25 protein-coding genes are annotated in these 24,471 nt (G+C 71.8%); 11 read left to right on the top strand and 14 right to left on the bottom strand.

Annotation, left to right across the window (positions count from 1 at the left end; all coding sequences use genetic code 11):
* Positions 1-170: 170 nt before the first annotated feature.
* The 4 genes from ACWER9_RS24325 to ACWER9_RS24310 are packed head-to-tail and all read left to right on the top strand — an operon-like array spanning position 171 to position 3,584.
* Positions 171-1,883 carry a nitrite/sulfite reductase gene (locus ACWER9_RS24325; protein ID WP_452304009.1) on the top strand — a complete coding sequence of 571 codons (1,713 nt, stop codon included), beginning with the start codon at positions 171-173 and terminating at the stop codon, positions 1,881-1,883.
* Entirely contained in the window at positions 1,880-2,041 is a 162-nt protein-coding gene (locus ACWER9_RS24320) for a hypothetical protein (RefSeq protein WP_165435836.1), read from the top strand. Before ACWER9_RS24325 ends, ACWER9_RS24320 begins: the two co-directional genes overlap by 4 nt.
* Positions 2,038-2,799 carry a phosphoadenylyl-sulfate reductase gene (locus ACWER9_RS24315; RefSeq protein WP_452304008.1) on the top strand — a complete coding sequence of 254 codons (762 nt, stop codon included), beginning with the start codon at positions 2,038-2,040 and terminating at the stop codon, positions 2,797-2,799. The genes ACWER9_RS24320 and ACWER9_RS24315 overlap by 4 nt, the downstream gene beginning before the upstream one ends.
* Entirely contained in the window at positions 2,781-3,584 is an 804-nt protein-coding gene (locus tag ACWER9_RS24310; protein WP_452304007.1) for a sirohydrochlorin chelatase, read from the top strand. Before ACWER9_RS24315 ends, ACWER9_RS24310 begins: the two co-directional genes overlap by 19 nt.
* Positions 3,585-3,669: 85 nt before the next feature.
* Here the strand turns inward: ACWER9_RS24310 and ACWER9_RS24305 are convergent, their stop codons facing one another.
* Together ACWER9_RS24305 and ACWER9_RS24300 are read right to left on the bottom strand one after the other, a co-directional pair.
* Complete coding sequence (locus ACWER9_RS24305) at positions 3,670-3,927, bottom strand: WhiB family transcriptional regulator (RefSeq protein ID WP_088950012.1); 258 nt, start codon at positions 3,925-3,927, stop codon at positions 3,670-3,672.
* Between the two features lie 448 nt (positions 3,928-4,375).
* Positions 4,376-5,326 (bottom strand): diacylglycerol/lipid kinase family protein, encoded by a 951-nt coding sequence (locus ACWER9_RS24300; protein ID WP_452304006.1) that lies wholly within the window; start codon positions 5,324-5,326, stop codon positions 4,376-4,378.
* Positions 5,327-5,369: 43 nt separating this feature from the next.
* Between ACWER9_RS24300 and ACWER9_RS24295 the strand changes: the two genes are divergently transcribed.
* On the top strand, positions 5,370-5,759 hold the full coding sequence (locus ACWER9_RS24295) for a hypothetical protein (RefSeq protein ID WP_124853891.1): 390 nt from the start codon (positions 5,370-5,372) through the stop codon (positions 5,757-5,759).
* A 22-nt stretch (positions 5,760-5,781) separates the two neighbouring features.
* On the opposite strand, the gene ACWER9_RS24290 is transcribed toward ACWER9_RS24295, so the two are convergent.
* From ACWER9_RS24290 to sodN, 3 genes are read right to left on the bottom strand one after another with little or no spacing between them, the layout of a single operon-like run.
* Positions 5,782-6,189: an ATP-binding protein gene (locus ACWER9_RS24290; protein ID WP_452304005.1), complete on the bottom strand. Its 408-nt coding sequence runs from the start codon at positions 6,187-6,189 to the stop codon at positions 5,782-5,784.
* A 32-nt stretch (positions 6,190-6,221) separates the two neighbouring features.
* Positions 6,222-6,743, bottom strand: coding sequence for an N-acetyltransferase family protein (locus ACWER9_RS24285; RefSeq protein ID WP_452304004.1), 522 nt, complete (start codon positions 6,741-6,743; stop codon positions 6,222-6,224).
* The gene (gene sodN / locus ACWER9_RS24280; protein WP_030336684.1) at positions 6,740-7,144 is read right to left on the bottom strand and encodes a superoxide dismutase, Ni; all 405 of its coding nucleotides are present in this window, start codon (positions 7,142-7,144) and stop codon (positions 6,740-6,742) included. Before sodN ends, ACWER9_RS24285 begins: the two co-directional genes overlap by 4 nt.
* A gap of 69 nt (positions 7,145-7,213) precedes the next feature.
* Here sodN and ACWER9_RS24275 point away from each other — a divergent pair, with 69 nt between their 5' ends.
* The 3 genes from ACWER9_RS24275 (at position 7,214) to ACWER9_RS24265 (ending at position 9,953) form a co-directional block, all read left to right on the top strand.
* A complete protein-coding gene (locus ACWER9_RS24275; protein WP_452304003.1) occupies positions 7,214-7,579 on the top strand; it encodes a S24/S26 family peptidase in 366 nt (121 codons plus the stop codon).
* 142 nt (positions 7,580-7,721) lie between these two features.
* The gene (locus ACWER9_RS24270; RefSeq protein ID WP_452304002.1) at positions 7,722-8,900 is read left to right on the top strand and encodes an NAD(P)-dependent malic enzyme; all 1,179 of its coding nucleotides are present in this window, start codon (positions 7,722-7,724) and stop codon (positions 8,898-8,900) included.
* Between the two features lie 90 nt (positions 8,901-8,990).
* Positions 8,991-9,953 carry a zinc-binding dehydrogenase gene (locus tag ACWER9_RS24265; RefSeq protein WP_452304001.1) on the top strand — a complete coding sequence of 321 codons (963 nt, stop codon included), beginning with the start codon at positions 8,991-8,993 and terminating at the stop codon, positions 9,951-9,953.
* 131 nt (positions 9,954-10,084) lie between these two features.
* On the opposite strand, the gene ACWER9_RS24260 is transcribed toward ACWER9_RS24265, so the two are convergent.
* Positions 10,085-11,050, bottom strand: a complete 966-nt coding sequence (locus tag ACWER9_RS24260) for an alpha/beta hydrolase family protein (RefSeq protein ID WP_452304000.1) — start codon at positions 11,048-11,050, stop codon at positions 10,085-10,087.
* Positions 11,051-11,147: 97 nt separating this feature from the next.
* On the bottom strand, positions 11,148-12,044 hold the full coding sequence (locus ACWER9_RS24255; RefSeq protein WP_452303999.1) for an alpha/beta hydrolase family protein: 897 nt from the start codon (positions 12,042-12,044) through the stop codon (positions 11,148-11,150).
* A 157-nt stretch (positions 12,045-12,201) separates the two neighbouring features.
* Between ACWER9_RS24255 and ACWER9_RS24250 the strand changes: the two genes are divergently transcribed.
* Positions 12,202-12,375 (top strand): hypothetical protein, encoded by a 174-nt coding sequence (locus tag ACWER9_RS24250; protein WP_196919583.1) that lies wholly within the window; start codon positions 12,202-12,204, stop codon positions 12,373-12,375.
* A gap of 60 nt (positions 12,376-12,435) precedes the next feature.
* Here ACWER9_RS24250 and ACWER9_RS24245 read toward each other — a convergent pair whose 3' ends face one another.
* From ACWER9_RS24245 to ACWER9_RS24215, 7 genes are all read right to left on the bottom strand, one after another.
* Positions 12,436-13,551: an acetate/propionate family kinase gene (locus tag ACWER9_RS24245; protein ID WP_452303998.1), complete on the bottom strand. Its 1,116-nt coding sequence runs from the start codon at positions 13,549-13,551 to the stop codon at positions 12,436-12,438.
* Positions 13,548-15,617, bottom strand: coding sequence for a phosphate acetyltransferase (gene pta, locus ACWER9_RS24240; protein WP_452303997.1), 2,070 nt, complete (start codon positions 15,615-15,617; stop codon positions 13,548-13,550). Before pta ends, ACWER9_RS24245 begins: the two co-directional genes overlap by 4 nt.
* A gap of 92 nt (positions 15,618-15,709) precedes the next feature.
* Positions 15,710-15,895 carry a DUF6104 family protein gene (locus tag ACWER9_RS24235; protein WP_110561692.1) on the bottom strand — a complete coding sequence of 62 codons (186 nt, stop codon included), beginning with the start codon at positions 15,893-15,895 and terminating at the stop codon, positions 15,710-15,712.
* A 110-nt stretch (positions 15,896-16,005) separates the two neighbouring features.
* Positions 16,006-19,761 (bottom strand): multifunctional oxoglutarate decarboxylase/oxoglutarate dehydrogenase thiamine pyrophosphate-binding subunit/dihydrolipoyllysine-residue succinyltransferase subunit, encoded by a 3,756-nt coding sequence (locus ACWER9_RS24230; protein ID WP_452303996.1) that lies wholly within the window; start codon positions 19,759-19,761, stop codon positions 16,006-16,008.
* A 240-nt stretch (positions 19,762-20,001) separates the two neighbouring features.
* The gene (locus ACWER9_RS24225) at positions 20,002-20,826 is read right to left on the bottom strand and encodes an ABC transporter permease (RefSeq protein ID WP_452303995.1); all 825 of its coding nucleotides are present in this window, start codon (positions 20,824-20,826) and stop codon (positions 20,002-20,004) included.
* Positions 20,823-21,758, bottom strand: a complete 936-nt coding sequence (locus ACWER9_RS24220) for an ABC transporter ATP-binding protein (RefSeq protein ID WP_452303994.1) — start codon at positions 21,756-21,758, stop codon at positions 20,823-20,825. The genes ACWER9_RS24225 and ACWER9_RS24220 overlap by 4 nt, the downstream gene beginning before the upstream one ends.
* 141 nt (positions 21,759-21,899) lie before the next feature.
* Positions 21,900-22,547, bottom strand: coding sequence for a hypothetical protein (locus ACWER9_RS24215; RefSeq protein WP_452303993.1), 648 nt, complete (start codon positions 22,545-22,547; stop codon positions 21,900-21,902).
* 149 nt (positions 22,548-22,696) lie between these two features.
* Here ACWER9_RS24215 and ACWER9_RS24210 point away from each other — a divergent pair, with 149 nt between their 5' ends.
* Together ACWER9_RS24210 and ACWER9_RS24205 are read left to right on the top strand one after the other, a co-directional pair.
* On the top strand, positions 22,697-23,470 hold the full coding sequence (locus tag ACWER9_RS24210; protein WP_452303992.1) for a GNAT family N-acetyltransferase: 774 nt from the start codon (positions 22,697-22,699) through the stop codon (positions 23,468-23,470).
* Entirely contained in the window at positions 23,467-24,402 is a 936-nt protein-coding gene (locus ACWER9_RS24205) for a lysophospholipid acyltransferase family protein (RefSeq protein WP_452303991.1), read from the top strand. The genes ACWER9_RS24210 and ACWER9_RS24205 overlap by 4 nt, the downstream gene beginning before the upstream one ends.
* Positions 24,403-24,471: the final 69 nt, after the last annotated feature.

The raw sequence follows: 24,471 nt of genomic DNA, 5'->3' as shown, positions 1-24,471 counted from the left end.
ACGGCCGCGTGCGCAGCGCGATCTGTCCGGCCTACTGACGACGCCCGACCAATCCGTCTCGGGCGCGCTCCGCGCCGGCTGTCTGAAGACACCGTTGTCCCGCCCGCTTCGCGGGCCGGCCGCCGCGCCCCGCGTAGCCCGAGGCACAGCAGACAACGGAGGACGCCGCGATGGCGGTCAGCAGCATCCCGGCCCGTTCCGAGGACCCGACGGCTCGCCCGACCCGAGCGCCGCGCCGGCCCCGGGGCGAGGGTCAGTGGGCGCTCGGCCACCGCGAGCCGCTCAACCCCAACGAGCGGATCAAGAAGGACGACGACCCGCTCAACGTCCGGGCCCGCATCGAGACCATCTACGCGCACCGCGGCTTCGCCTCCATCGACCCGCAGGACCTGCGCGGCCGGTTCCGCTGGTGGGGCCTCTACACCCAGCGCAAGGCGGGCATCGACGGTGGGCGCACCGCCGTGCTGGAGCCGCACGAGCTGGAGGACGAGTTCTTCATGCTCCGGGTCCGCATCGACGGCGGTCAGCTCAGCCTGGCCCAGCTGCGGGTGATCGCGGACATCTCCCGGGAGTTCGCCCGGGACACCGCCGACATCACCGACCGGCAGAACATCCAGTACCACTGGATCCGGGTCGAGGACATGCCGGAGATCTGGCGTCGACTGGAGTCGGTCGGTCTGCAGACCACCGAGGCGTGCGGCGACTGCCCGCGGATCGTGCTGGGCAGCCCGGTCGCCGGAGTGGCCCGCGACGAGTTGCTCGACCCGACGCCGGCGGTCGACGAGATCGTCTCCCGGTACGTCGGCGACAAGCAGTTCTCCAACCTGCCCCGCAAGTTCAAGACGTCGATCTCCTGGCTGGTGGACACCCCGTACGAGTCGAACGACATCGCCTTCCTCGGCGTCGACCACCCCGAGCACGGGCCCGGCTTCGACGTCTGGGTGGGCGGGGGTCTCTCCACCAACCCGATGCTCGCCAAGCGGCTGGGCGTCTGGGTGCCGCTGGCCGAGGTGCCCGACGTGTGGGCCGGGGTGGTCGGGATCTTCCGCGACTACGGCTACCGCCGGCTGCGCAGCCGTGCCCGGTTGAAGTTCCTGGTGGCCGACTGGGGCGTGGAGCGTTTCCGCGAGGTGCTGGAGAAGGACTACCTCGGCCGCACGCTGCTCGACGGCCCGGCACCGATCCTGCCGTCGAAGCCGGTCGACCACGTGGGCGTGCACGAGCAGGCCGACGGGCGGCACTACGTGGGCGCCGCCCCGGTGGTCGGGCGGGTGTCCGGCGCGCAGCTCAGCCAGCTGGCCGACGTGGTCGAGGCGCACGGCAGCGACCGGGTGCGGCTCACCCCGTACCAGAAGCTGCTGGTGCTCGACGTGCCGTCGGAGCGGACGGAGTCGCTCGTCGACGCGCTGCGCGGGATCGGTCTGGAGGCCCGGCCGTCGGCCTGGCGGCGCGGCACCATGGCGTGCACCGGCATCGAGTACTGCAAGCTCGCCATCGTCGAGACCAAGGCCCGGGGCGAGGAGTTGGTGGCCCGGCTGGAGCAGCGGCTGCGCGACTTCGACGCGGACATCTCGATCCACATCAACGGCTGCCCGAACGCGTGCGCCCGCACACAGGTGGCCGACATCGGGCTCAAGGGTCAACTGGTGATCGGCCCGGACGGCCGCCAGGTCGAGGGTTTCCAGGTGCACCTGGGCGGCGGGTTGGGCATGGCGCAGGGGCAGACCGCCGGGTTCGGTCGCAAGCTGCGCGGTCTGAAGACCACCGCCGAGGAGCTTCCGGAGTACGTGGAGCGGCTGGCCCGACGCTACCTGGCCGGTCGGAGCGAGGGCGAGACGTTCGCCAACTGGGTGATCAGAGTCGACGAGGAGGACCTGCGGTGAGCAGCGAGAACCGAGCGGCACCCCTGTACTGCCCGTACTGCGGCGAGGAGGATCTACGGCCGCACGAGGCGGGGCACGGCGCCTGGGAGTGCCACGCCTGCACCCGGGTCTTCTCGGTGAAGTTCACCGGGCTGCTCAGCCGGGCGGTGACCTCATGAGCCTCGTCTCGGCCGCGAGCCTGCGCCTGGTCGGTCCGGGCGGCTCGACGACGGCCGACCCGGCCCGGCGCAAGCCGGACGAGCTGCGGGTCCTCGCCGAGCGGGCCGCTCGGGACCTGGAGGGCGCCCCGGCGTTGGAGATCGCCCGCTGGGCGGCGCAGACCTTCGGTGAGCGGTTCTGCGTCACCAGCTCGATGGCCGACGCCGTGCTGGCGCACCTGGTGTCCCGGGTGGCCCCCGGGGTGGACGTGGTCTTTCTCGACACCGGGCTGCACTTCCCCGAGACGCTTCGGGTCCGCGACGAGGTCGCCCGGACGCTGCCGGTGAACGTCAGGTCGATCCGTCCCCGACTCACCGTCGGCCAGCAGGACGGCCAGTACGGCCCCCGGTTGTTCAACAAGTCGCCCGACGACTGCTGCCAGCTGCGCAAGGTGGAGCCGTTGGAGCGGGCACTGACCGGCTACGACGCCTGGGCCGCCGGTCTGCGTCGGGACGAGTCGCCGAGCCGGGCCAACACGCCGGTGGTGACCTTCGACGCGCGCCGCGGCAAGGTCAAGGTCAACCCGATCGCGGCCTGGTCGCAGCGGGACGTGGACTCCTACATCGCCCGCTTCAACGTGCCGGTCAACGAACTGTTCAAGCAGGGGTACGGGTCGATCGGCTGCTGGCCGTGCACCCGCCGTACGAAGGCCGGCGAGGACGCGCGGGCCGGTCGGTGGGCCATGTTCGAGAAGACCGAGTGCGGTCTGCACGTCTGACCTCCCCGGCGACGACCCCGACCGGCCCACCGGTGGCCGGCGGGGCGGACCCGGTGGTGCTTGTCGCGCACGGCAGTCGTGATCCACGAGCGGCAGATGCCACCCGGGCACTGGCTCGGGCGGTGTCGGCGGCCCGGCCGGGCACACCGGTCTGGGCGAGTTGGTTGGACCACACCGAGCCGGGGCCGACCCAGGTGCTACGCGACCTGGCTGAGGCCGGTCACCGCCGGGCGGTGCTGGTGCCGCTGCTGCTGACCGCCGCGTACCACAACCGGGTGGACATTCCGGCGGCGGTCGCCGCTGCGGCGCGGTCCGGGCCACCACTTGCGGTACGGGTGACAGACGTGCTCGGCCCGGCGGGCGACACGCCTGATGCCGGGCTGCTGGCCGGGCTGTGCCGTCGGCTGGGTGAGACGGGTCCGGGCCGCTTCGACGCGTTGGTGCTCGCCGCTGCGGGCACCCGGGACGCGCGGGCACGCCGCTCGGTGGGTCGGGTGGCCGATGCGCTCGGCGCGGAGTTCGGGGTGCCGTGTCGGGTGGCGTACGCCTCGGCGGCTCCACCGCTTGCCGGCGTGGCGGTGACCCGGCTGCGGGCGTCCGGCGCGCGCCGGGTCGCGGTGTCCGCGTACTTCCTGGCTCCGGGGTTGTTCCACGACGCGGTGGCCGAGGCGGCTCGGGCGGCGGGAGCGGTGGCGGTGGCCGCGCCGTTGACCGACGCACCGGAGTTGGTCCAGTTGGTGCTGCGTCGGGTCGACGACCGGCCCGTGCTGGCGTCGACGGGCTGACCCGTGCCGGCCCGGTGGTCCGGTGCCGGACAGCGGAACGCCCCGGTGGGCGAACCCACCGGGGCGTACAGCGTGTCGTTGGGGATCAGGCGGAGTGAGCGCGCAGCACCCGGAGACCGCCGCGCCGCTTCACAGCGCGCCGCTCCTCCTCGCTCATTCCGCCCCAGACGCCGGCGTCCTGACCAGACTCGAGTGCCCACTGCAGGCACTGGTCGGTCACGGAGCAGCGCCTGCAGACGGCCTTGGCCTGCTCGACCTGCAGGAGAGCAGGTCCAGACGTCCCGATCGGGAAGAACAGTTCCGGGTCCTCGTCGCGGCAGACACTATGGTGACGCCAGTCCATGGCGGCAACACTCCTCATTCTGGATGGGTGGCAACAATTGCTTGGTCGTGCTTTTCCTATATGCATCCGCAGTGCCGAGGTGACAGTTAGCGTTCGTCCATTCGGCAGTGCGTGAGCAGGCTGTTAGCGCCGGGGACCTGCTGGAACAGCTCAACCTGACGAGCATATCCAGGCAATGTCCCGGTCACTCAAGTTCGCTTGTGAATACTTTCACGAACAGTCGCGATGTCAAGGGTGACGCTCGGAAAAACTCCGGGCGGTGAGCAAGCCCACAACCCATTTGTCCGGATACCAGTGCTTTCCTGGTTACCCGCCGTGCCACAGTCGAGGATCAATATAGTACAGTCCGCGTGACATTGCTGACATTTCCGGCACCCGTCCTCGGTGTGGCGGCGACTGTGTCGATCGGTTGTGGCCACCGCGTCGACCAAGGGCAGTACCCCGAGACCTAGCAGATTACTCTCAGTGCGGCCGGAACGGAGGTGAATCTGACTTTCTCCCGCTCGCCAAGATAGTCCCCGTCCAGCTGGAACGCCTGTGGGCGGCTGGAGACCAGCGTAAACTCCGCTGTGTCATGGAGGCGTAACACCTGTCGGCCGCGAGGATCTGGTTGCCGGGACAGGAACTGCGTCACTGTCCGTGTTGTGCTAGCCACCCGGAGCTGTCGCAACGCCAGCACATCCAGCCCGAGATCGAACGACGCCGCCGGGTTCGGGTTGACCTCCCGGTCGCCCAGGTACGTCCAGGGCGCCGTGTTCTGGATGATGACGGTTGCCAGCTCGGCCTCCGCCGGCTCGCCCGGACGTTCCAGGACGATCGCCGGGTGCCGTCGGTCCGAGGCGAAGAAGTACTGGTTCATGATCGAACGCAGGTAGAGCGACGGAGTGGACACCCGCCCCTTGCGCCGGGCCTGCTCCACCCGGTGGATGACCGCGGCGTCCAGGCCGAACCCGGCGCAGAAGGTGAAGTAGCGGTCGTCGGCGAGGCCCAGCCCCACCGTCCGGCTGCGGCCCAGCCGCAGCCCCTCCAGGATCATGCTTGTCGCCTCCGGCCACTCCCGGGGCAGACCCACCGCGCGGGCGAAGACGTTCGTGGAGCCACCGGGGACGGTCGCCAGCGCCGGCAGTCGCTCAGCCATCGTGGCATCACCGGCGCGAGTCGGCGGTTCGGCCGTCATCAGGCCGTTCACCACCTCGTTCACCGTGCCGTCGCCACCCAGGGTGACGACCAGGCCGACCCCCTCGGCGGCTGCCTCCCGGGCCAGCGCCACGGCGTGCCCGCGCCGACGGGTGTAGCGCACGCTGAGATCGACTTCGCTGCGCAGCGCCCGGACGAGCACGTCCCGGCTGCGTTCGCTGGTGGTGGTGGCCTTCGGATTGACCACCAGGACGGCCCGCATGGGCGGCACTGTACCTTCCGGCAGCCCGGGTATCGTGGCGCGCGTGACCATCGACTCGGACCCGATCCCCGTCACGCTCCGCTGGGCGGTCCGGCTGCTCTGGGCGGAGGCGGCCGTCGTCGGGCTGATCGCCGTCTGGCTGGTCTGGGCCGACCTCACCGCCACCCGCACCGACCTGCTGGCGGCGTTGCTGGTGACCGTGTTCGCGATCGGGGCGGCGGTGGCGCTCTGGGCGCTGGGCCGCGCGCTGTTGCGCCGTCAGGCTGGCGCACGGGCCCCCGCGATCGTGCTTCAGCTGATGCTGCTGCCGATCGGGTGGTTCATGATCCAGGCAGGGCTGGGTTGGCTGGGAGTGCCGCTGATGGCGCTCGGCCTGGGCGTGGCCTGGCTGCTGATCTGCCCTCCGACGACCCGCGCCCTCGGCTTCGAGTGACCGCGCCGGAGCGGCGGGTGGGTCAGTAGCCGCCGGAGCGGCGGGTCAGCAGTGCGATCGTGGCCCGACCGTCGGCGGACGTGGCGGACGCCGAGGTGGTCAGCGCGGTGAGCACCTTCCAGGCGAAGGACGACTCGGCGGGCAGGGTGGCACCGCGAACGGTCGGCACGGTCACCTCGACGGTGAGCGCGTCGTCGGTGACCGCGAAGCGGCACTCCAACTCGGCGTCGCGGGTGGCGATGGCGAGCAGCATGGCGCACGCCTCGTCGACAGCGATCCGCAGATCCTCGATCTCGTCGAGCGCGAACTGCAACCGGGCCGCGAGACCTGCGGTGGCGGTGCGAAGCACGCCGAGGTAACCGCCGTCGGCAGGCACCGTGAGGTGCACCACGTCATCGTCGGTCGCTGGCTGGCCAGTCAGTTGAGTCACGCCTCATCCCCCCGGTCGGGGACTCTACCCGGTCAGTCGCCCGTACGCGTGCCGGCGGTGGTGGCATGGTCCGCCAGCTCGCGGAGCGCGGCACCGCTGAGCCGGTAGGGGAGCCACTCGCTCATCTGCTCGGCGCCGATCGCGGAGTAGAAACCGGCAGCCGGATTCCAGTCGATCATCCACCACTCCAGCCGCTGGTAGCCGCGTCGTACGCAGATGTCGGCAAGGGCGGCGAGCAGCAGGCGACCGGCTCCGGTGCCCCGGGCGGCCGGCCGGACGTAGAGGTCCTCCAGGTGGATGCCGTGCACGCCGGCCCAGGTGGAGAAGTTGAGGAACCACAGCGCGAAACCGAGCGGCTCGTCGTGCCCGTCCACCGCGACGTGACCGAAGAGCGCCGGAGCGCTGCCGAACAGCGCCGAGGTCAGCTGGTCGGTGGTGAGGTGGCACTGCTCCGGGGCGCGTTCGTACTCGGCCAACTCGTGCACCATGGCGACGACGGCCGGCACGTCCTCGGGACGCGCCGGCCGGATCGTCGGGATGACCGGAGAGGTCACGCCTTCTTGGTCTCCCAGAAGATCTTCGAGATCTCGTCGATCTTCGCGAGCAGCTTGTCGGCGGTGGCCGGGTCGAGGCTGCCCTTGACGCCACCGGCGCCGGCGAGCTTGGTGGCCTCGTTGAACAGGCTGTGCAGGTTCGGGTACTTCTCGAAGTGCGGCGGCTTGAAGTAGTCGGTCCAGAGCACCCACAGGTGGTGCTTGACCAGCTCGGCGCGCTGCTCCTTGATGATGATGGCGCGGGTGCGGAACTCCGGGTCGGTGTTCGACTGGTACTTCTCGCAGATCATTTTGACCGACTCGGCCTCGATCCGGGCCTGGGCCGGGTCGTAGACACCGCACGGCAGGTCGCAGTGAGCGCTCGCGGTGACGCGGGGCGCAAGGATGCGCGGAAGTCGCATCGGGATCCTCCATGGGAAGTTTGCGATGATCAAAGGCGACATTACTCCTGGGGATGCTCCCCGAACCGGGTGGAGGTGAAACCAGTGCCCGCCGATCACCCGGCTGAGGTGCCCCGGTTGCGGAGGCCGCTGACCGCCGTTCTGGTGACCGGCCCGTCCATGGCACCGACGCTGCGCCACGGCGACGCGGTGCTGGTCCGTCCCGGTGGCCGCCCGACCCGGGCCGGCGACGTGGTGGTGGCGGTCTTCCGGACCCGGCCCGATCTGCTGGTCGTCAAGCGTGCGGTCCGGCCGCAGGACGGCGGCTGGTGGCTGCGGGGCGACAACGACCTGATCACCGACGACTCCCGGGCGTACGGGGTGGCCGACGTGCACGGACGGGTGGTGGCCCGCTACTGGCCGCGCCCCGGACGGGTGCCTCGACGCCAGTTATGACCCTGCTCACATCCGGGGGGTGGTGCCGACACTATGCTCGGAAAGTGCCCGGGTGACCCCCCGCACCGCGTGCCACCGCTCGCCGCCCACCTCGCGGCAGGCCCGGCCGCCTCACATCTGCTCGACAGATCCTGGAGTCACCATGTCTTCGTCCACCGTGGACCCCGCTGATCCCGTCTTCCAACTGCACCGGGGCGGCAAGATGGCCGTCACCTCGACCGTGCCGCTCACCAGCCGGGAGGACCTCTCCCTGGCGTACACCCCGGGGGTGGCCCGGGTGTGCGAGGCGATCGCCGCCGACCCCGCCCTGGTGGACGGCTACACCTGGGTGTCACACACGGTCGCGGTGGTCACCGACGGCTCGGCGGTGCTCGGGTTGGGCAACATCGGCCCCCGGGCCGCGCTGCCGGTGATGGAGGGCAAGGCGGTGCTGTTCAAGCAGTTCGCCGGTGTGGACGCGGTGCCGGTGTGCCTGGACACCCAGGACGTGGACGAGATCGTCGCGGTGGTGCGGGCGCTGGCCCCCTCGTTCGGCGGGATCAACCTGGAGGACATCAGCGCGCCGCGCTGCTTCGAGATCGAGCGTCGGCTCGACGAGGCGCTGGACATCCCGGTCTTCCACGACGACCAGCACGGCACGGCGATCGTTGTGCTCGCCGCGCTGCGCAACGCCGCGACGTTGCTCGACCGCAAGCTCGGTGACCTGCGGGTGGCGGTCAGCGGCGCGGGCGCGGCGGGCGTGGCCGTGACGAAGATGCTCATCGCCGGGGGCGTCGACCCGGACCAGGTGGTGGTCTGCGACTCCAAGGGGATCATCGGCCGGCACCGCACCGAGCTGACCGGCACCAAGGCGGAGCTCGCGGAGAGCACGAACGCCGACGGCCGACAGGGCGACATCACCGAGGCGCTGCGCGACGCGGACGTGCTGGTCGGGGTCTCCGGCGGGCAGATCCCCGAGGCGGCGGTGGCCGGCATGGCACCCGGTGGCATCGTGTTCGCGCTCGCGAACCCGACCCCCGAGGTGCACCCCGAGATGGCCGCCCGACACGTCGCGGTGGTCGCCACCGGCCGCAGTGACTACCCCAACCAGATCAACAACGTGCTGGCCTTCCCCGGGGTGTTCCGCGGTGCGCTGGACGCCGGTGCCACCCGGATCACCGAGGCGATGAAGGTCGCCGCCGCCGACGCCATCGCCGGGGTGGTGGCCGAGTCGCTGACCGCCGAGGCGATCGTCCCGTCCCCGCTGGATCCGCGCGTCGCACCGGCCGTGGCCGAGGCGGTCGCCGAAGCCGCCCGCCGCGACGGCGTCGCCCGCCGATAGCCGGTACGCGTTCCCGGCCCGTGCCCAGGCACGGGCCGGGGTGCGCCGGCCCGGCCGCACGCCTTCTTGACGAGCGCTCAGCTTGTTACCGTGCCGATCATGCGTGCTGCCTTTGCCTCCCGTTTCGACGACGCCGACCCGCTCGCCGCGCTCACCGTCGGCGAGCAGCCCGAGCCGACCCCGCCGGCCGACGACTGGGTGACCGTGCAGGTGCGGGCCACCTCGCTCAACCACCACGACCTCTGGTCGCTGCGCGGGGTCGGTCTCACCGAGGCCCAGCTGCCGATGATCCTCGGCTGCGACGCGGTCGGGCTGGACCCGGAGGGCCGCCCCGTGGTCGTGTACCCGGTGGTCGTCACTCCGGGTGACCCGCGCGGGGTCTCCATCCTCTCCGAGCACTTCTCCGGAACGCTCGCCGAGCGGGTGGTCGTACCCCGGTCGAACCTGATCCCGCTGCCCCACGGCATGGCGGCGACCGACGCGGCGTGCCTGCCCACGGCCTGGCTGACCGCGTGGCGGATGCTGACCACCAAGGGCCGCGTCGCGGACGCCGACAGCGTCCTGGTCCAGGGCGCCGGCGGTGGCGTGGCCACCGCGGCCGTCGCGCTCGCCGTCGCGATGGGCAAGCGGGTGTACGCGACCAGCCGCGACGCCGTCAAGCGCGACCGGATCTCGGCCCTCGGCGCCACCGCCTTCGAGCCCGGTGCCCGGCTGCCGGAACGGGTCGACGTGGTGATCGAGACGGTCGGCGCGGCCACCTTCGACCACTCGCTGAAGTCGGCCGCGCCGATGGCCCGGATCGTGGTCTCCGGCGCGACCGCCGGGCACGAGCCCTCGGTCAACCTGCGCCGGGTCTTCGCGATGCAGTTGGAGATCCTGGGCACCTCGATGGGCACGCCCGGTGAGCTGTACGAGCTGCTGGAGTTCTGCTCCGAGAACGAGGTGCGCCCGGTGGTGGACAGCGTCGTCCCGTTCAGCCGGGTCGACGACGCCTTCGCCCGACTGCACTCCGGCGACGCCTTCGGCAAGGTCGTCATCGACCACGAGGCCTGACGCCCGCTGCTCCTGCCGCGCTGCGCTACGCCAAGATCCGCGCAACATCGGGGAAACTGCTGCATCCCGGCGTGCCGAGGCAGCAACATCCAGGATGTTGCGCGGATCTTCGGTTGGTCGACCGCCGGAGATCAGAGGTGGTCGTCGAAGGTGGCGATGTCGCCGCGCGTCGCGTCGGTGGAGATGCGCTTCTTGGCGTCCGCGTCGCCGTAGAGCGACCAGCGCAGGAACTCGACGGACGTGTCCGAGACGACCCGCAGCGTCGCGCCGTCGTTGAGCAGCGCCCGCCCGTGGTCGCCCTTGGGCAGGCTCAGCATCGCCTTCGGCCAGGGCACCTTGTCGTAGGCGGCCTTACCCGCCGCGTACTCCACCACCTCGTCCAGCTCACCGTGCACGAACAACTGCGGCGCGGCCGCACCGGCGAACGCGGTGCCCACGCCGAGCGCCGTGCCCGCGAAGACCACCCCCGAGTCCAGCCGCTCGTCCCGGCTCGCGGTGAACAGGCCGATGGTGGTCACCCCGCCCGCCGAGTGCCCGGCGGCGGCCACCCGCTCGCCGTCCAACCGGCCGCGCAACGCGTCGCCGGCCTTGCCGTCAAGCGCCAACACCTGGTCCAACGCGTACGACACGTCGGCTGGCTGGTTGAGCACGTCGAGGACGTTGTTGTCCGCGCCCCGGGAGGTGTGCGGGAACGTCGGCGCGGCCACCACGAAACCGGCCGCCGCCCAGCGGGTCAGCAGCGTGGCGTAGTCGTCCGGTCGCCCACCCAGGCCGTGACTGAACATCACCACCGGGAACCGGCCGTCCGCCGCCGTCGCGGACCGCTTGGCCGCGCCGCCGGCCTCCCCGGCCGCCGGGTACCAGAGCGTCGTCGGCAGCGCGCGGCCGTCCCGGTTCAGCTTGAGCTGGCGTACGCCGACGGCGAAGGCACGCTGCGGGGCCTTGCCGGCGGGGACCTGTGGTGTCGGTGGGGCGGCGGGCGGTGGTTCGACGGGCGCCTGCTGACTCTCGGTCTTCCGGGCGTCCGCCGAGCAGCCGACCAGACCCGCCATGAGCACGGCGCTGGCCAGCAGGGCGGGGGTGACGCGACGTGGCATGAATCCGATTGTGCCTTGCCCCGTGGACCTGCCCGGCGGACTTCGGCGCGGTGTGCCCGCCCGCTCACCCACGGTTCAGGGGGAGTGCCGCAGAGGGTCAGTGGGCTGGGCGGGACTCGTAGCGGGTCAGGGTGGGGGAGTGGGCGTCGGCGGGGAGGCGGGCAGCGGCGGCCCGGTCGCCGTAGAGGGTCCAGCGCAGGAAGTCGGTGGTGGTGGCGACGACCGGGGCGAAGCCCGGGTGGCCGGGCGTGAGGTATGCGCCGTGGTCCTGGCCGAGCAGGCTGAGGAACGCGGCCGGCCCGGGGGTACGTGCGTACGCGGCCCGGCCGACCGTCACCGGCACCACCGGGTCGGCCGTGCCGTGCACGAAGAGCACCGGGGCGGCCGGCCCGGCGAAACTGCCCGGCAACCCGCCGCCGGCGATCACGATCCCGGCGCGCAGCCGGGCCGGGTGGCCCGCAGTGAACATGCCGGAGGTGGTGAAGCCGCCCGCCGAGTGCCCGGCGGCGGCGACCGAGGCCAGGTCGAGGTGCCCGGCGAGAGGGTCGGTGCGGTTCCGGTCCAGGCTGCCCAGGTGCCGGATCAGCCGCCAGGCGTCGGCCGGCTGGTGGCGTACGTCGGCCCGGGTGACGTGCGCGGCACCCTGCCGGGTGTGCGGGTACGCGGGCGCGGCCACCACGAAACCGGCCGCCGCCCAGCGGGTGGTCAGGCCGGCGTGCAGCTCCGGCAGACTGCCCAGCCCGTGGCTGTAGACCACCACCGGGAACCGCCCGGCGGCCACCCGATCGGTCGACGCCGGGTACCAGATCGTCACCGGCAGGGGGCGCGCCGAGCGCGGATCGAGGGTGAGCGTACGCACGCCGACGGCGTACGACCCCTCGGGCGCCCGACGCGTCGGGACCGGCGTCGTGGCCCCGCCGGCCACGGCCGTGGCCGGCGCACAGCCGGCCAGCAGCGCCGTCACCAGTACGGCCGACAGCCGCCCCGCCCCCATCGTTCCACGGTAGGTGCCCGGCCGGGCGTAGCGGCCCCGCCGTCCGGCTCGGGTGCACCCGCCACCCGGTCGGGTCACCTCCGCCGGCCGGGTCCACAGCTGGGAGGCCGTGGGCCGGGGACTGTGCCGCGTGACCAGCTTCGCTAGGGTCACCGACATGCCTGAGAACTACACGGACCCCAGCGGCAACACCGAGGCGTTCCGCGCCTTCAACCAGACGCCGGAGGCTGCAGCGTCGACGGAGGCCCCGTCCCGCCTGCCGCTCATCATCGGTGCGGCAGTGGTCGTCGTGGTGCTGGTGGCACTCGTCGCCTGGCTGGCGACCGGCTGATCGGGATCGACCGACAGGCGCGCACCCTCGGGCCTCCCGGGGGTGCGCGCCTCATTCACCTCAGGCCGCGTCGACCACGTCCCGGGTCTGCCGGGCGATCTCCCGCTCCTCGTCGGTGCGGATGACGCAGACGCTCACCTCGGCGCCGTCGGGCGAGATCAACCGGTCGCCGTCGCCGTCGTTACGGGCGTTGTCGACAGTGATGCCGAGCCGGCTCAGACCGGCCAGCGCGGCGGCCCGCACCGGCGCGGCGTGCTCGCCGACCCCGGCGGTGAAGGTGATCGCGTCGACCCGGCCGAGTAGCGCGTAGTACGCACCGACGTAGCCGGTGATGCGCCGGCAGTACACGTCGAAGGCCAGCGTCGCCGCCGGGTCACCGGCCGCCCGCCGTTCGAGCACCTCGCGCATGTCGTTGACGCCGGTCAGCCCGAGCAGGCCGCTGCGGTGGTTGAGCAGGTCGTCGATGTCGTCCACGGACAGCCCGGCCTCCCGACGCAGGTGGAAGATCACGGTCGGGTCCACGTCGCCGCTGCGGGTGCCCATCACCAGCCCTTGCAGCGGTGACATGCCCATCGAGGTGGCGACGCTGCGGCCGTTCGCCACCGCGCAGGCGCTGGCCCCGTTGCCCAGGTGCAGGGTGATCGTGTTGACCTGCTCGTACGGGCGGCCCAGCAGTTCGGCCGTGCGCCGGGACACGTACGCGTGGGAGGTGCCGTGGAAGCCGTACCGGCGGATGTCGTACCGCTCGGCGGTGTCCCGGTCGATCGCGTACGTGGCGGCGGCCTCCGGCAGGGTGTGGTGGAAGGCGGTGTCGAAGACGGCGACCTGCGGCACGTCCGGCAGCGCCGCGCGGGCCACCTCGATGCCGGCCAGGTTTGCCGGGTTGTGCAGCGGGGCGAGCGGCACCAGGTCCCTGATCGCGGCCAGGACCGCATCGTCGACGAGCACCGGCGCGCTGAAGGTCCGGCCACCGTGCACCACCCGGTGCCCGACCGCCGCCAGCCCGGTCAGGTCCAGCCCGTCCAGGATCCGTCGGACCGCATCGGCGTGGTTCGCCGGGCCGCCACCGGGCTCACCGATCCGCTCGACGGTGCCGTGGTCGAGGGCCTGGTCACCGTCGTAGCGGCGCCACTTGACCGACGACGACCCGCAGTTGAGCACCAGCACCCGACTCACGACGCCTCCTCGGTGGCTGCCTGGATGGCCGTGATCGCCACCGTGTTGACGATGTCGGGCACTCCCGCGCCCCGGGACAGGTCGTTCACCGGTCGGCGCAGGCCCTGCATGACCGGGCCGACGGCGACCGCCCCGGCGGAGCGCTGCACCGCCTTGTACGTGTTGTTGCCGGTGTTCAGGTCCGGAAAGATGAAGACCGTGGCGTGGCCAGCGACCGGGCTGCCCGGCAACTTCGTCGCCGCCACCGCCGGGTCGATCGCGGCGTCGTACTGGATGGGCCCCTCGACAAGCAGGTCCGGCCGGCGCTCCCGCACCAGCGCGGTGGCCGCGGCGACCTTCTCCACATCTTCGCCGGCGCCGGAGCTGCCGGTGGAGTACGACAGCATCGCCACTCGCGGTTCGATGCCGAACCGGGCGGCGGTGTCGGCCGACGAGATCGCGATGTCGGCGAGCTGGGCCGCGTCCGGGTCGCGGTTGACCGCGCAGTCACCGTAGACCAGCACCCGGTCGGCGAGCAGCATGAAGAAGACGCTGGAGGCCACCGAGACGTCCGGCAGCGTACGGATGATCTCGAACGCCGGCCGGATGGTCGCGGCGGTGGTGTGCGTCGCGCCGGAGACCATGCCGTCGGCGCGGCCGGTGGCCACCATCAGGGTGCCGAAGTAGTTGGGCTGCGCCACGACGTCGTGCGCCAACTCGGCGGTCACGCCCCGGTGGGCGCGCAGGCGGGCGTACTCGTCGGCGAAGTCGTCACGCCACCCGCTGGTGACCGGGTCGACCACCTGCGCGTCGCCGAGGTCGATGCCCAGCTCGCGGGTCCGCCGGGCGATGTCGTCCGGTCGGCCGAGCAGCGTCAGCTCGGCCACGCCCCGGCGCAGCAGGATCTCCGCCGCCCGCAGGATCCGCTCGTCGGAGCCCTCCGGCAGGACCAGGTGCCGGGGCTTCGAGCGGGCCCGGTCGATCAGCTCGTTCTCGAACATCAGCGGGGTGACCCGTGCCGACCGGCTGACCCGCAGTCGACGGGCCAGGTCGTCGGTGTCGACGCAGCGCTCGAACGCGCCGAGCGCGGCCTCCACCTTGCGGGGGTTGGCGGTGCTGGGCCGGCCCTCGATGCGACTGGACGCGGCCACCGTGTCGTAGCTGTCGCTGCGGACGGAGAGCACCGCCAGCCCGGTGTTGAGCCCCTCCACCAGCCGCATCACCCTGGGGTCGGGCTGCTCGCCGAGGGTCAGCACCAGGCCGGCCACCGAGACCTGCCCGGCCACGTGCGCGGCGCTCGCGGCGACGAGCAGGTCGGCCCGGTCCCCAGGGGTGATCACCAGGGCGCCTTCGGTGAGGTGGCCCAGCAGGGTCGGCACGTGCGCGGCGCCGACCACGAAGTCCAGCACGTCGCGACCGAGCGCGGCGTCGTCCCCGGCAAGCAGGGTGGCGCCGAGCGCCGCCGCCACCTCGGCCACCGTCGGCGCCGACACGCTCGGCACCTCCGGGATGGCGTACGCGGGCACCGGCAGGTCGGGCAGCGTCATCGGCTCGGAGACCCGGTTGGCGATCACCGCGAGCACCGTCGCGCCCAGGTCGGCCAGATCGTGGTACGCCCCCCGCACGGCCGCCGCGACCGCTGCCGGCTCCTGCCCGAAGCCGTCCACCACCGGCACCACCACGCTGCCGAACTCGGTGGCCAGCCGGGCGTTGAAGGCCAGCTCCCGGGGGCGGGCCGGATCGCCCGGGTCGTCGAAGTCGCTGCCCACCACGACCACCGCAGGGCACTGCCGCTCCACCGCCCGGTAGCGCTCGACGATCGCGGAGATCAGCTGCTCCCGTCGACCGTCGGCGACCAACGCCGTGGCTTCGGAGTAGCTCGCCCCGGCCAGCTCGGACAGCGGCACCTCGACCCGGTACCGCTCACTGAGCAGGGCGAGGATCGGGTCCTGGCCGCTGGAGGCCACCAGTGGCCGAAAGACGCCGATCCGCCCGACCTGGCGAGACAGCAGCTCCGCCAACCCGAGGGCGATCGTCGATTTCCCTCCGCCAGACCCCACGCTGGTCAGGTAAACACTACGAGCCACAACCCCACCCCCTGCCCGATGATCAAGAAGTTTGCGTCACTTCCGGCCCCAATGGTGACCGAAAGCTCTTGATCACCGTGGGTGGAACCGGATCAGGCGTCGTCGTCGTCCGGGTCGTCCAGGCGGGCCAGGTAGGTGGCCAGACGTTCGATGGGGGTCTCGAAGTCGGGGTTGAGGTCGACGAAGTCGCGCAGGCGCTCGCCGAGCCACTCCAGGGTCACCTGCTCTTCGCCCCGGCGCTCGACCAGCTCCTCGATGCCACGGTCGGTGAAGTACATCGCGTACGTCCTCATGCTCGGCCCGGCAGACGGCCGGGCGGTGGACCGACGAGAGCCGGGGCAGGACCGTGGGAAACGGCCCTGCCCCGGCTCGCGCGGTGCGGGTCAGGTCACGGGCGGGGGAGAGCCGCCTCGATCAGCGCGTTCTGCTCGACCTCGTGGGTCTTGGCCGAGCCGACCGCCGGGGCGGCCGCGGCCGGGCGGGAGATCCGCCGCAGCCGAACGTCGGTGAGGTGCTCCAGCAGGTTGAGCGCGACGAACGACCAGGCGCCCTGGTTGGCCGGCTCCTCCTGCACCCAGGCGAAGTCCTCCGCGTTCGGGAACTGCGCCAGGGCGGCCCGGATCTCCTCCACCGGCAGCGGGTACAGCTGCTCGAGCCGGAGGATCGCGGTGTCGGTGACGCCGCGCTCCTGCCGGGCCTGGAACAGGTCGTAGTAGACCTTGCCGGAGCAGAACAGCACCCGCTTCACCGCCTCCGGTGCCGGCGCGGCCGTGTCGCGCAGCACCGGCTGGAAGGTGCCGGTGGTGAAGTCCTCCACCGACGAGACGCAGAGCTTGTGCCGCAGCAGCGACTTCGGCGTGAACACCACGAGCGGCTTGCGCTTGGGCGACAGGGCCTGGCGGCGCAGCAGGTGGAAGTAGTTCGCCGGGGTGGTCGGGATGGACACCCGCATGTTGTCCTCGGCGCACATCTGCAGGAACCGTTCCGGCCGGCCGGAGGTGTGGTCCGGGCCCTGGCCCTCGTGGCCGTGCGGCAGCAGCAGGGTGACGGCGGAGCGCTGGCCCCACTTCACCTCACCGGACGAGATGAACTCGTCGATCACCGACTGGGCGCCGTTGACGAAGTCGCCGAACTGGGCCTCCCAGGCGACCAGGGCGTTGATGTTCTCCACCGAGTAGCCGTACTCGAAGCCCATCGCCGCGTACTCACTGAGCAGTGAGTCGTGCACGAAGAACCGGGAGCGCTCGCCGTCGCCGGTGAGCGACTTCAGCGGCAGGTAGTCGTCGCCGGTGCGGGAGTCGACGACCGAGGCGTGCCGCTGGACGAAGGTGCCGCGACGCGAGTCCTGACCGGCGAGCCGGACGGTGACCCCATCGTGCAGCAGCGACCCGAAGGCGATGATCTCGCCATAGCCCCAGTCGATGTTGCCCTCGACGGACATCTTGGCCCGCCGGTCGAGCAGCTGCTGGATCCGCTTGTGCGGGGTGAAGCCCTCGGGCAGATTGATGTGCGCCTCACCGATGGCCTTGACCACCGACGCGTCGGTGGCGGTGTCGACCTGCGGCTCCGGCTCCTCCTCGCGGCGCGGCCGGTTGAGCTGGCGCGGGGCCGAGGCGGCGTCCCGGGTGGCCTTGAAGACCTTCTCCAGCTGCGCCTGGTAGTCGCGGAGCAGCTCCTCCGCGTCCTCCACGGTGATGTCGCCGCGACCGATCAGCTCCTCGGTGTAGAGCTTGCGGACCGAACGCTTCGAGTCAATGATCTTGTACATCTGAGGGTTGGACATCGACGGGTCGTCGCCCTCGTTGTGGCCACGCCGGCGGTAGCAGACCATGTCGATCACGACGTCCTTGTTGAACGTCTGCCGGTACTCGAATGCCAGCCGGGCCACCCGGACCACGGCCTCCGGGTCGTCGCCGTTCACGTGGAAGATCGGCGCCTGGATCATCCGGGCCACGTCGGTGCTGTAGAGGCTGGACCGGCTGTATTCCGGGGCGGTGGTGAAGCCGACCTGGTTGTTGACCACCACGTGCACGGTGCCGCCGGTGCGGTAACCGCGCAGCTGCGACAGGTTGAGCGTCTCGGCGACCACGCCCTGCCCGGCGAAGGCGGCGTCACCGTGCACCGCCAGCGGCAGCACGGTGTAGCCCTCCAGCTTGAGGTCGATCCGGTCCTGCTTGGCCCGGACGATGCCCTCCAGCACCGGGTCGACGGCCTCCAGGTGCGACGGGTTGGCCACCACCGACACCTTGACCGCGTGCTCGCCGTCGGGGGTGGTGAACTTGCCGTTCTGGCCCAGGTGGTACTTCACGTCGCCGGAGCCCTGCGTCGAGCGCGGGTCCAGGTGGCCCTCGAACTCCGAGAAGATCTTCTCGTACGGCTTGCCGACGATGTTGGCAAGCACGTTGAGCCGACCCCGGTGGGCCATGCCGATGACGACCTCGTCCAGCCCGTTCTCGGCGGAGGACTCCAGCACCTCACCGAGCAGCGGGATCAGCGACTCGCCGCCCTCGAGCGAGAAGCGCTTCTGGCCGACGTACTTCGTCTGCAGGAAGGTCTCGAACGCCTCGGCGGCGTTGAGCCGGTTGAGCACGTGCTTCTGCTCGTCGGCGGACGGCTTCTCGTACTTGCGCTCGATCCGTTCCTGGACCCAGCGCCGCTCCTCCGGGTCCTGGATGTGCATGTACTCGATGCCGACCCGGCGGCAGTACGAGTCGCGCAGCACACCCAGGATCTCGCGCAGCTTCATCCGCTGCCGGCCGGCGAAGCCGTTGACCGGGAACTCGCGGTCCAGGTCCCACAGGGTGAGCCCGTGTTGGAGGACGTCCAGGTCGGGGTGCTTGCGGATCTTGAATTCCAGCGGGTCGGTGTCGGCCATCAGGTGACCGCGCACCCGGTACGCGTGGATCAGTTCGTGCACGCGGGCGGTCTTGTTGATCTGACCCTCGGAGTTGACCGCCACGTCCCGCATCCAGCGCACCGGCTCGTACGGGATGCGCAGCGCGGTGAAGATCTGGTCGTAGAAGCCGTGCTCGCCCAGGATCAGCTCGTGCATCACCTTGAGGAACTCGCCGGACTGCGCGCCCTGGATGATCCGGTGGTCGTACGTGCTGGTCAGCGTGATGATCTTGCTGACCGCCAGCTCGGCGAGGGTGGCCTCGGACATCCCCTGGTAGGGGGCCGGGTACTCCATCGCACCGACGCCGATGATCGCGCTCTGCCCCTGCATGAGCCGCGGCATCGAGTGCACGGTGCCGATGCCACCCGGGTTGGTCAGCGAGATCGTGGTGCCGGAGTAGTCCTCCATGGTCAGCTCGTTGCGCCGCGCCCGACGGACCACGTCCTCGTACGCCTGCCAGAACTGCCGGAAGTCCATCTGCTCGCAGCCCTTGATGGAGGGGACCACCAGGTTGCGGGTGCCGTCCGGCTTGGCCAGGTCGATCGCGATGCCGAGGTTGACGTGCGCCGGGCGGACCACCGCCGGCTTGCCGTTGGCCTCGGCGAAGGAGTTGTTCATCTCGGGGTGCTGCACCAGCGCGCGCACCATCGCGTAGCCGACCAGGTGGGTGAAGCTGACCTTGCCGCCCCGCCCACGGGCCAGGTGGTTGTTGATCACGATGCGGTTGTCGACGAGCAGCTTGGCCGGGACCGCGCGCACGCTCGTCGCGGTGGGCACGCTCAGCGAGGCGTCCATGTTCTGGACGATCTTCGCGGCGACGCCGCGCAACGGCGTGGTCTGTGGACCGTCGGCGGTCGGCGCGGCGGCCTTGGCGGCCGGCTTGGCCGGGGCTGCCTTCTCCGGTGCGGCCTTGGGAGTGGCCGAAGCGGCGGGCTTGGCCGGCGCCGACTGGGCGGCGGCCGGCTTGCTCGCGGTCGCCGGCTTGGCCGGGGCGCTGGGCTGGGCGACCGTGGCGGCCGCCTCCGGCTGGCCGTCCGGCTCGGGAGCGGCGGCCGGCTTGTCCGACGATTCGGTGCCGCGCGGGGTGGCCGCGCCTGGTGCCGGCTGGTAGTCGGCGAAGAAGTCGTGCCAGGCCGAATCGACGCTCGATGGGTCAGCGAGGTAACGCTGGTACATCTCCTCGACGATCCACTCATTCGGGCCGAAACCCGCCAGTGGGTTCTCCTGCGAAGTCTGCTGGGTCGACACGGCCGGTAATCGCCTCTTTCACGCGGGTTTGTGTGGCACGCGGTGTGTCCGGCGCGCCCGATTAGGAGCGCGGACCAGACGGTTCCCAGGCTACGCCGTACCGATCCCGCAGGCATTTCCGCCTCGGTCCCGTGGCCGGTTTCACAGAAGATGCCAGAAGTTCACAGACCGCTGCGTGCTCTCCCGACGCCTGCTAAGGGAACCGGGGTGGCGGCCGCACGGCCGCCACCCCGGTGCCGGTCAGGAGATGTCGCGCCGGCGCATCAGCAGGGTGCCGACCACACCGGTCACCACCGCGTACCCGATGAGCACGGCAGCGCCGGCCCAGCGGGGCGGGTTGCCCGGGATGTCCGCGCCGGTCACCATCAGCGACGAGGCCAGCGACGGCACCAGCAGTTGCAGGTTGTTGATCCAGTCACCCCAGCGCTCGGCCAGGATGCTGATCACCACGATGGCGCCGATCGAGCCACCCAGGTAGAGCAGGATGCCGGTCACCGTGGCGCCGATCTGGCTGCGGATCAGCACCCCGATGCCGACGCCGAAGACCGCCCAGAGCAGGTACGCGAGCAGGTTCAACCCGATCGCCCGCCAGGCGGCCTCGTTGTCCAGTTGGGAGCCCACCCCGACCGCGTTCAGCACCGCCGAGCCGGCGATCAGGTTGAACACGGTGGTGACCAGCCAGAACAGCAGCGCCAGCACGCCCGCCGCAACCAGCTTGGCGGTCATCACGGCGGTGCGGTGCGGGTTGGTGAGGAACGTGGTGGTGACGGTCTGGTGGAAGAACTCGCTCGTCACCACGATGATGCCGAGCAGCATCACGATCAGCAGACCGAAGAACTGCCCGGTGGTGAAGAGGTTCGACGAGAGCGCGTCCGGGTGGGCCGCCGCCGTCAGGGTGTCCATCTGGTCGGGCGGCACGTCGCCGAGGTTCCCGCTGGTCAGGGTGTCGGCCTGTAGCCAGTTGATGAGCAGGGTGAGCGCCCAGAGCGGCAGGCTGATCAGCGCGAAGATCCACCAGGTGTTGGTGGTACGGATCTTGAGTAGCTCGGATCGGACGAGGTTCATCGGATGCCCGCCTTTCCGGCCGTCAGCTCCAGGAAGACCCGTTCCAGGTCGGGCCGTTCGGTGGTCAACTCGTGCAGCTCCACCCCGGCGGTCAGGGCGGCCCGGCCGATCGTCGGGGCGTCCACCCCGGCGACGAGCAGCACGCCGTGCTCGTCGGTCTCGATGGTCGCGGACTGCGCCTTCAGCGCCGCGGTCAGCGCCTCGACCTGCGGGGTGCGTACCCGGACCCGGGCGCCCTGCGCCATCGACCCGAGCACCTGGTCGACCGGACCCTGCCGGACCAGCTGCCCGGCCGCGATGATCACCACGTCGTCGGCGAGCAGCTGCATCTCCGACAGCAGGTGGCTGGAGACCAGCACGGTGCGGCCCTCGTGGGCGAGGTTCTTGAGGAACCCGCGCATCCACCGGATGCCCTCCGGGTCCAGCCCGTTGGCCGGCTCGTCGAGGATCAGCACGCGGGGGTCACCGAGCATCGCGGCGGCGATACCGAGCCGCTGCTTCATGCCGAGCGAGTAACCCTTGAACTTGCGCTTCGCCGCCGGGCTCAGCCCGACCAGGGCCAACGCCTCGTCGGCCCGCTGCTTCGGCAGACCCGCGGCCGCGCAGATGACCCGCAGGTGGTTGATGCCGGTGCGGCCCTTGTGCGCGCTTGACGCCTCCAGCACCGCTCCGACCTGCCGCAGCGGGTCGGAGAGGTCGGCGTACCGCTGCCCGCTGATGGTGGCCGTGCCGGCGGTCGGCGTGACCAGGTTCAGCAACATGCGCAGCGTGGTGGTCTTGCCGGCGCCGTTCGGGCCGAGGAAGCCGGTCACCCGCCCCGGCGCCACGGTGAAGGACAGGTTGTTCACCGCCCGCACGCTCTTGTACTGCTTCGTCAGACCGGACACCACGATCTGACCGTCGCTGGTGGGGCTTCGCTGCCCGTCAGTCATCGTTCTCCTCCCGTGGGGGGCGTCGAGTACGCCGTGGCACAGCGTGACGGGCCGTGGCAACAAGGTCAATCAGGCGCGGTCGCTACGTTCGCCTCCGTCGCGGGGTGGAGAGGGCTCATCCCTGCGGACTACGGCCGGGACTCAACGGGCGATCCAGGTCGCCCGGGCCGCGCCGAGCAGCACACCGTCCGGGCCGTACAGGCTTGTGTGCACAAGCGCCTTGCGTCCATCGACACCCTGCAACGCCCCGGTCACCACGCACTCGTCGCCCGGCGCGGGCAGCGCGGTGACCACGGCGGCGATCCGACCCAGCAGGTACGGGCGGCCCGGCGCGAGCACCGCCCAACCGCCGGGACAGTCCAGCGCCGCCCAGACCGTGGCCGCGCTGACCTGCTCGGGTGCGCGGAACGGCGCGGCGGTCCGCCCGTCCGGCAGCCGGCCCGGAAAGATCCGCAGCCCGTCGGCCCGCTGCGGCCCGCAGACGTAACAGTCGGGGAACGGATGCTCGACCAGGCCGGGATAGCGGGCGGCGGCGGCCACCGCCGTGTCCAGGTCCACCGGGGGTACGACGGCGTCGACCACCCCGGCCGGGCGCACCTCGGCCACCAACTCGCCGGCCGGATCCCGGACCTCGCCGTCGCGCAGGGTCAGCTCGGTCTCCAGTGGTGGTGGCCGGCGCAGCGTCACCTCGACCGGCCCGCCACCGCCCGCCTCGGCGGCGAAGACCCCCGCGCTCCAGCCGCCGTTACCGGAGCCGGCGGGCCCGTTGTACTGGGATTCGATGCGCATCGTCGGCCTCCGGTGGGGCGTGCCGGCGTCGTCGCCGGGCCGTACCGCAGCCTCGCACGAGCGCGGTGAGAGCCATCTGCCGGCCGGCGTTCACCCTGCCGACACCAGTGGTCCCCGTGAACGGCAACCCGGGCCCTTACACAGATCCCATGGCCGTTCTGCATGCCGCTGGCGCACCCCTGAAGACCAGCGGATACACCCTGCTGATCGCCGACGACCCCACCCAGGTCGCGGCCGCGCAACGCCTGCGCCACGAGGTGTTCGCCACCGAGCTCGGCGCCACCCTCCTCCCCGGCGAGGTCGGGTTGGACGTGGACCCCTTCGACGCGTACTGCGACCACCTGATCGTCCGCGAGGACAGCACCGGCGAGGTGGTCGGCACGTACCGGCTGCTGCCGCCGGGGCGCACCGCCCGGCGCTACGCCGAGGACGAGTTCGACCTGAGCCCACTCGACCCGCTCCGCGGCGACCTGGTCGAGGCGGGCCGGTCCTGCGTGCACCCGGACCACCGCTCCGGTGCGGTGATCAACCTGATGTGGGCGGGCATCGTCCGCTACCTGCACCTGCGTGGCTCCCGCTGGCTCGGCGGCTGCGCGTCGGTGCCGGTGGCCGACGGTGGCCGGACGGTCGCCGAGGTGTGGACCCAGGCCCGGGCCCGGCACCTGTCGCCGCCGCCCCTGCGGGTCCGCCCGCTGCGACCCTGGTTCACCGAGGCGGCCGCCGCCGGCCCGGTCGCCACTGCCCCGACCGGGCGGGTCGCGGTTCCGCCGCTGCTGCGGGGCTACCTCCGGCTCGGCGCGTGGATCTGCGGTGAGCCGTCGTACGACAGCGACTTCGGGTGCGCGGACTTCTACGTCCTCTTCTCCCTGGACCGGATGAACCCGCGCTACCTGCGGCACTTCCTGGGCGGGGAGCAGCGGTGACCGCCGTGCCGCGCGACCTGTGGCGACCCGCCTCGGGCTGCGACGACGACTGCCTGCCGACGGCCGGCGAGGTGCCCACGGTGCCGGTGGCCCGCCGGGTGCTCCGGCTGGCTGCCGCGCTCGGCATGCTGCTGGCCGGGATCGGAGTGGTGCTGCTGCTGCCCGTGCTCCCCACCCGGGAACGGCAGGCGCTCGTCAGTGGGTGGGCGCGGGCCACCGCGCGCGCCTTCGGCGTCCGCCTCGTGGTGCGGGGTCGGCTACCCCGGCGGCGGGCGCTGCTGGTCGCCAACCACGTCTCCTGGCTGGACATCCTCGCGGTGCTTGCGGTCGCGCCGACCCGGATGGTGGCGAAGAAGGAGATTCGCTCCTGGCCGGTGGTCGGTCTGCTGGCCGCGGCGGCGGGCACGGTCTTCGTGGACCGCTCTCGGCCGCTGGCGCTGCCGAGGACCGTCGACCGGGTCGCCGACGCGCTGCGCGCCGGGCGGTCGGTGACGGTCTTTCCCGAGGGTACGACGTGGTGCGCCGGGGACGGTGCCACCGACTGCCGCCCGGGTGGGGGTTTCCGGCCCGCGACGTTCCAGGCGGCCATCGACGCGGGCAGCCCGGTGGTGCCGCTGCGGCTCACCTATCGCTGCGAGGCCACCGGGTCCACCACCACGGCAGCCGCGTTCCTCGGCGCCGACACCCTGCTGCGCTCGGTGGCGCGGGTGGTCACGGCGCGGGACCTGGTGGTCTCGGTGACGATCGCCGGGGCGCTGCACCCGGCCCGTGACGCCGACCGGCGGTTGCTGGCCCGGGCCGCCGAGTCGGCCGTACACCTGTTGCCCGCGGGTGCCGCGGCGCGGGCCCGGCTGCGGCCGGTGCCGACGGTGACCCCCGCCGTTGCGCTGCCGATGCCGGTCACCGACCAGGAGCTGGACCTGGCAGCCTGAGCGGCAGCACGCCGCGCCCGGCCTCCGCGCCCCGCGCCCGGCCGCCGCGCCCCGCGCCCGGCCGCCGCG

This window comes from Micromonospora sp. NPDC003944 (genome assembly GCF_053605225.1).
This window is presented reverse-complemented; position numbering and strand designations above follow the sequence as displayed.

What these genes read in the sequence shown, in the direction of transcription:
- ACWER9_RS24270 (WP_452304002.1), top strand. Translation starts at nt 7,722, where the DNA reads ATGTCTTCGTCCACCGTGGACCCCGCTGATCCCGTCTTCCAACTGCAC.
- ACWER9_RS24315 (WP_452304008.1), top strand. Translation starts at nt 2,038, where the DNA reads ATGAGCCTCGTCTCGGCCGCGAGCCTGCGCCTGGTCGGTCCGGGCGGC.
- ACWER9_RS24255 (WP_452303999.1), bottom strand. Translation starts at nt 12,044, where the DNA reads ATGGGGGCGGGGCGGCTGTCGGCCGTACTGGTGACGGCGCTGCTGGCC.
- ACWER9_RS24300 (WP_452304006.1), bottom strand. Translation starts at nt 5,326, where the DNA reads ATGCGGGCCGTCCTGGTGGTCAATCCGAAGGCCACCACCACCAGCGAA.
- sodN (WP_030336684.1), bottom strand. Translation starts at nt 7,144, where the DNA reads ATGCGACTTCCGCGCATCCTTGCGCCCCGCGTCACCGCGAGCGCTCAC.
- ACWER9_RS24325 (WP_452304009.1), top strand. Translation starts at nt 171, where the DNA reads ATGGCGGTCAGCAGCATCCCGGCCCGTTCCGAGGACCCGACGGCTCGC.
- ACWER9_RS24305 (WP_088950012.1), bottom strand. Translation starts at nt 3,927, where the DNA reads ATGGACTGGCGTCACCATAGTGTCTGCCGCGACGAGGACCCGGAACTG.
- ACWER9_RS24250 (WP_196919583.1), top strand. Translation starts at nt 12,202, where the DNA reads ATGCCTGAGAACTACACGGACCCCAGCGGCAACACCGAGGCGTTCCGC.
- ACWER9_RS24210 (WP_452303992.1), top strand. Translation starts at nt 22,697, where the DNA reads ATGGCCGTTCTGCATGCCGCTGGCGCACCCCTGAAGACCAGCGGATAC.
- ACWER9_RS24235 (WP_110561692.1), bottom strand. Translation starts at nt 15,895, where the DNA reads ATGTACTTCACCGACCGTGGCATCGAGGAGCTGGTCGAGCGCCGGGGC.
- ACWER9_RS24220 (WP_452303994.1), bottom strand. Translation starts at nt 21,758, where the DNA reads ATGACTGACGGGCAGCGAAGCCCCACCAGCGACGGTCAGATCGTGGTG.
- ACWER9_RS24260 (WP_452304000.1), bottom strand. Translation starts at nt 11,050, where the DNA reads ATGCCACGTCGCGTCACCCCCGCCCTGCTGGCCAGCGCCGTGCTCATG.
- ACWER9_RS24215 (WP_452303993.1), bottom strand. Translation starts at nt 22,547, where the DNA reads ATGCGCATCGAATCCCAGTACAACGGGCCCGCCGGCTCCGGTAACGGC.
- ACWER9_RS24225 (WP_452303995.1), bottom strand. Translation starts at nt 20,826, where the DNA reads ATGAACCTCGTCCGATCCGAGCTACTCAAGATCCGTACCACCAACACC.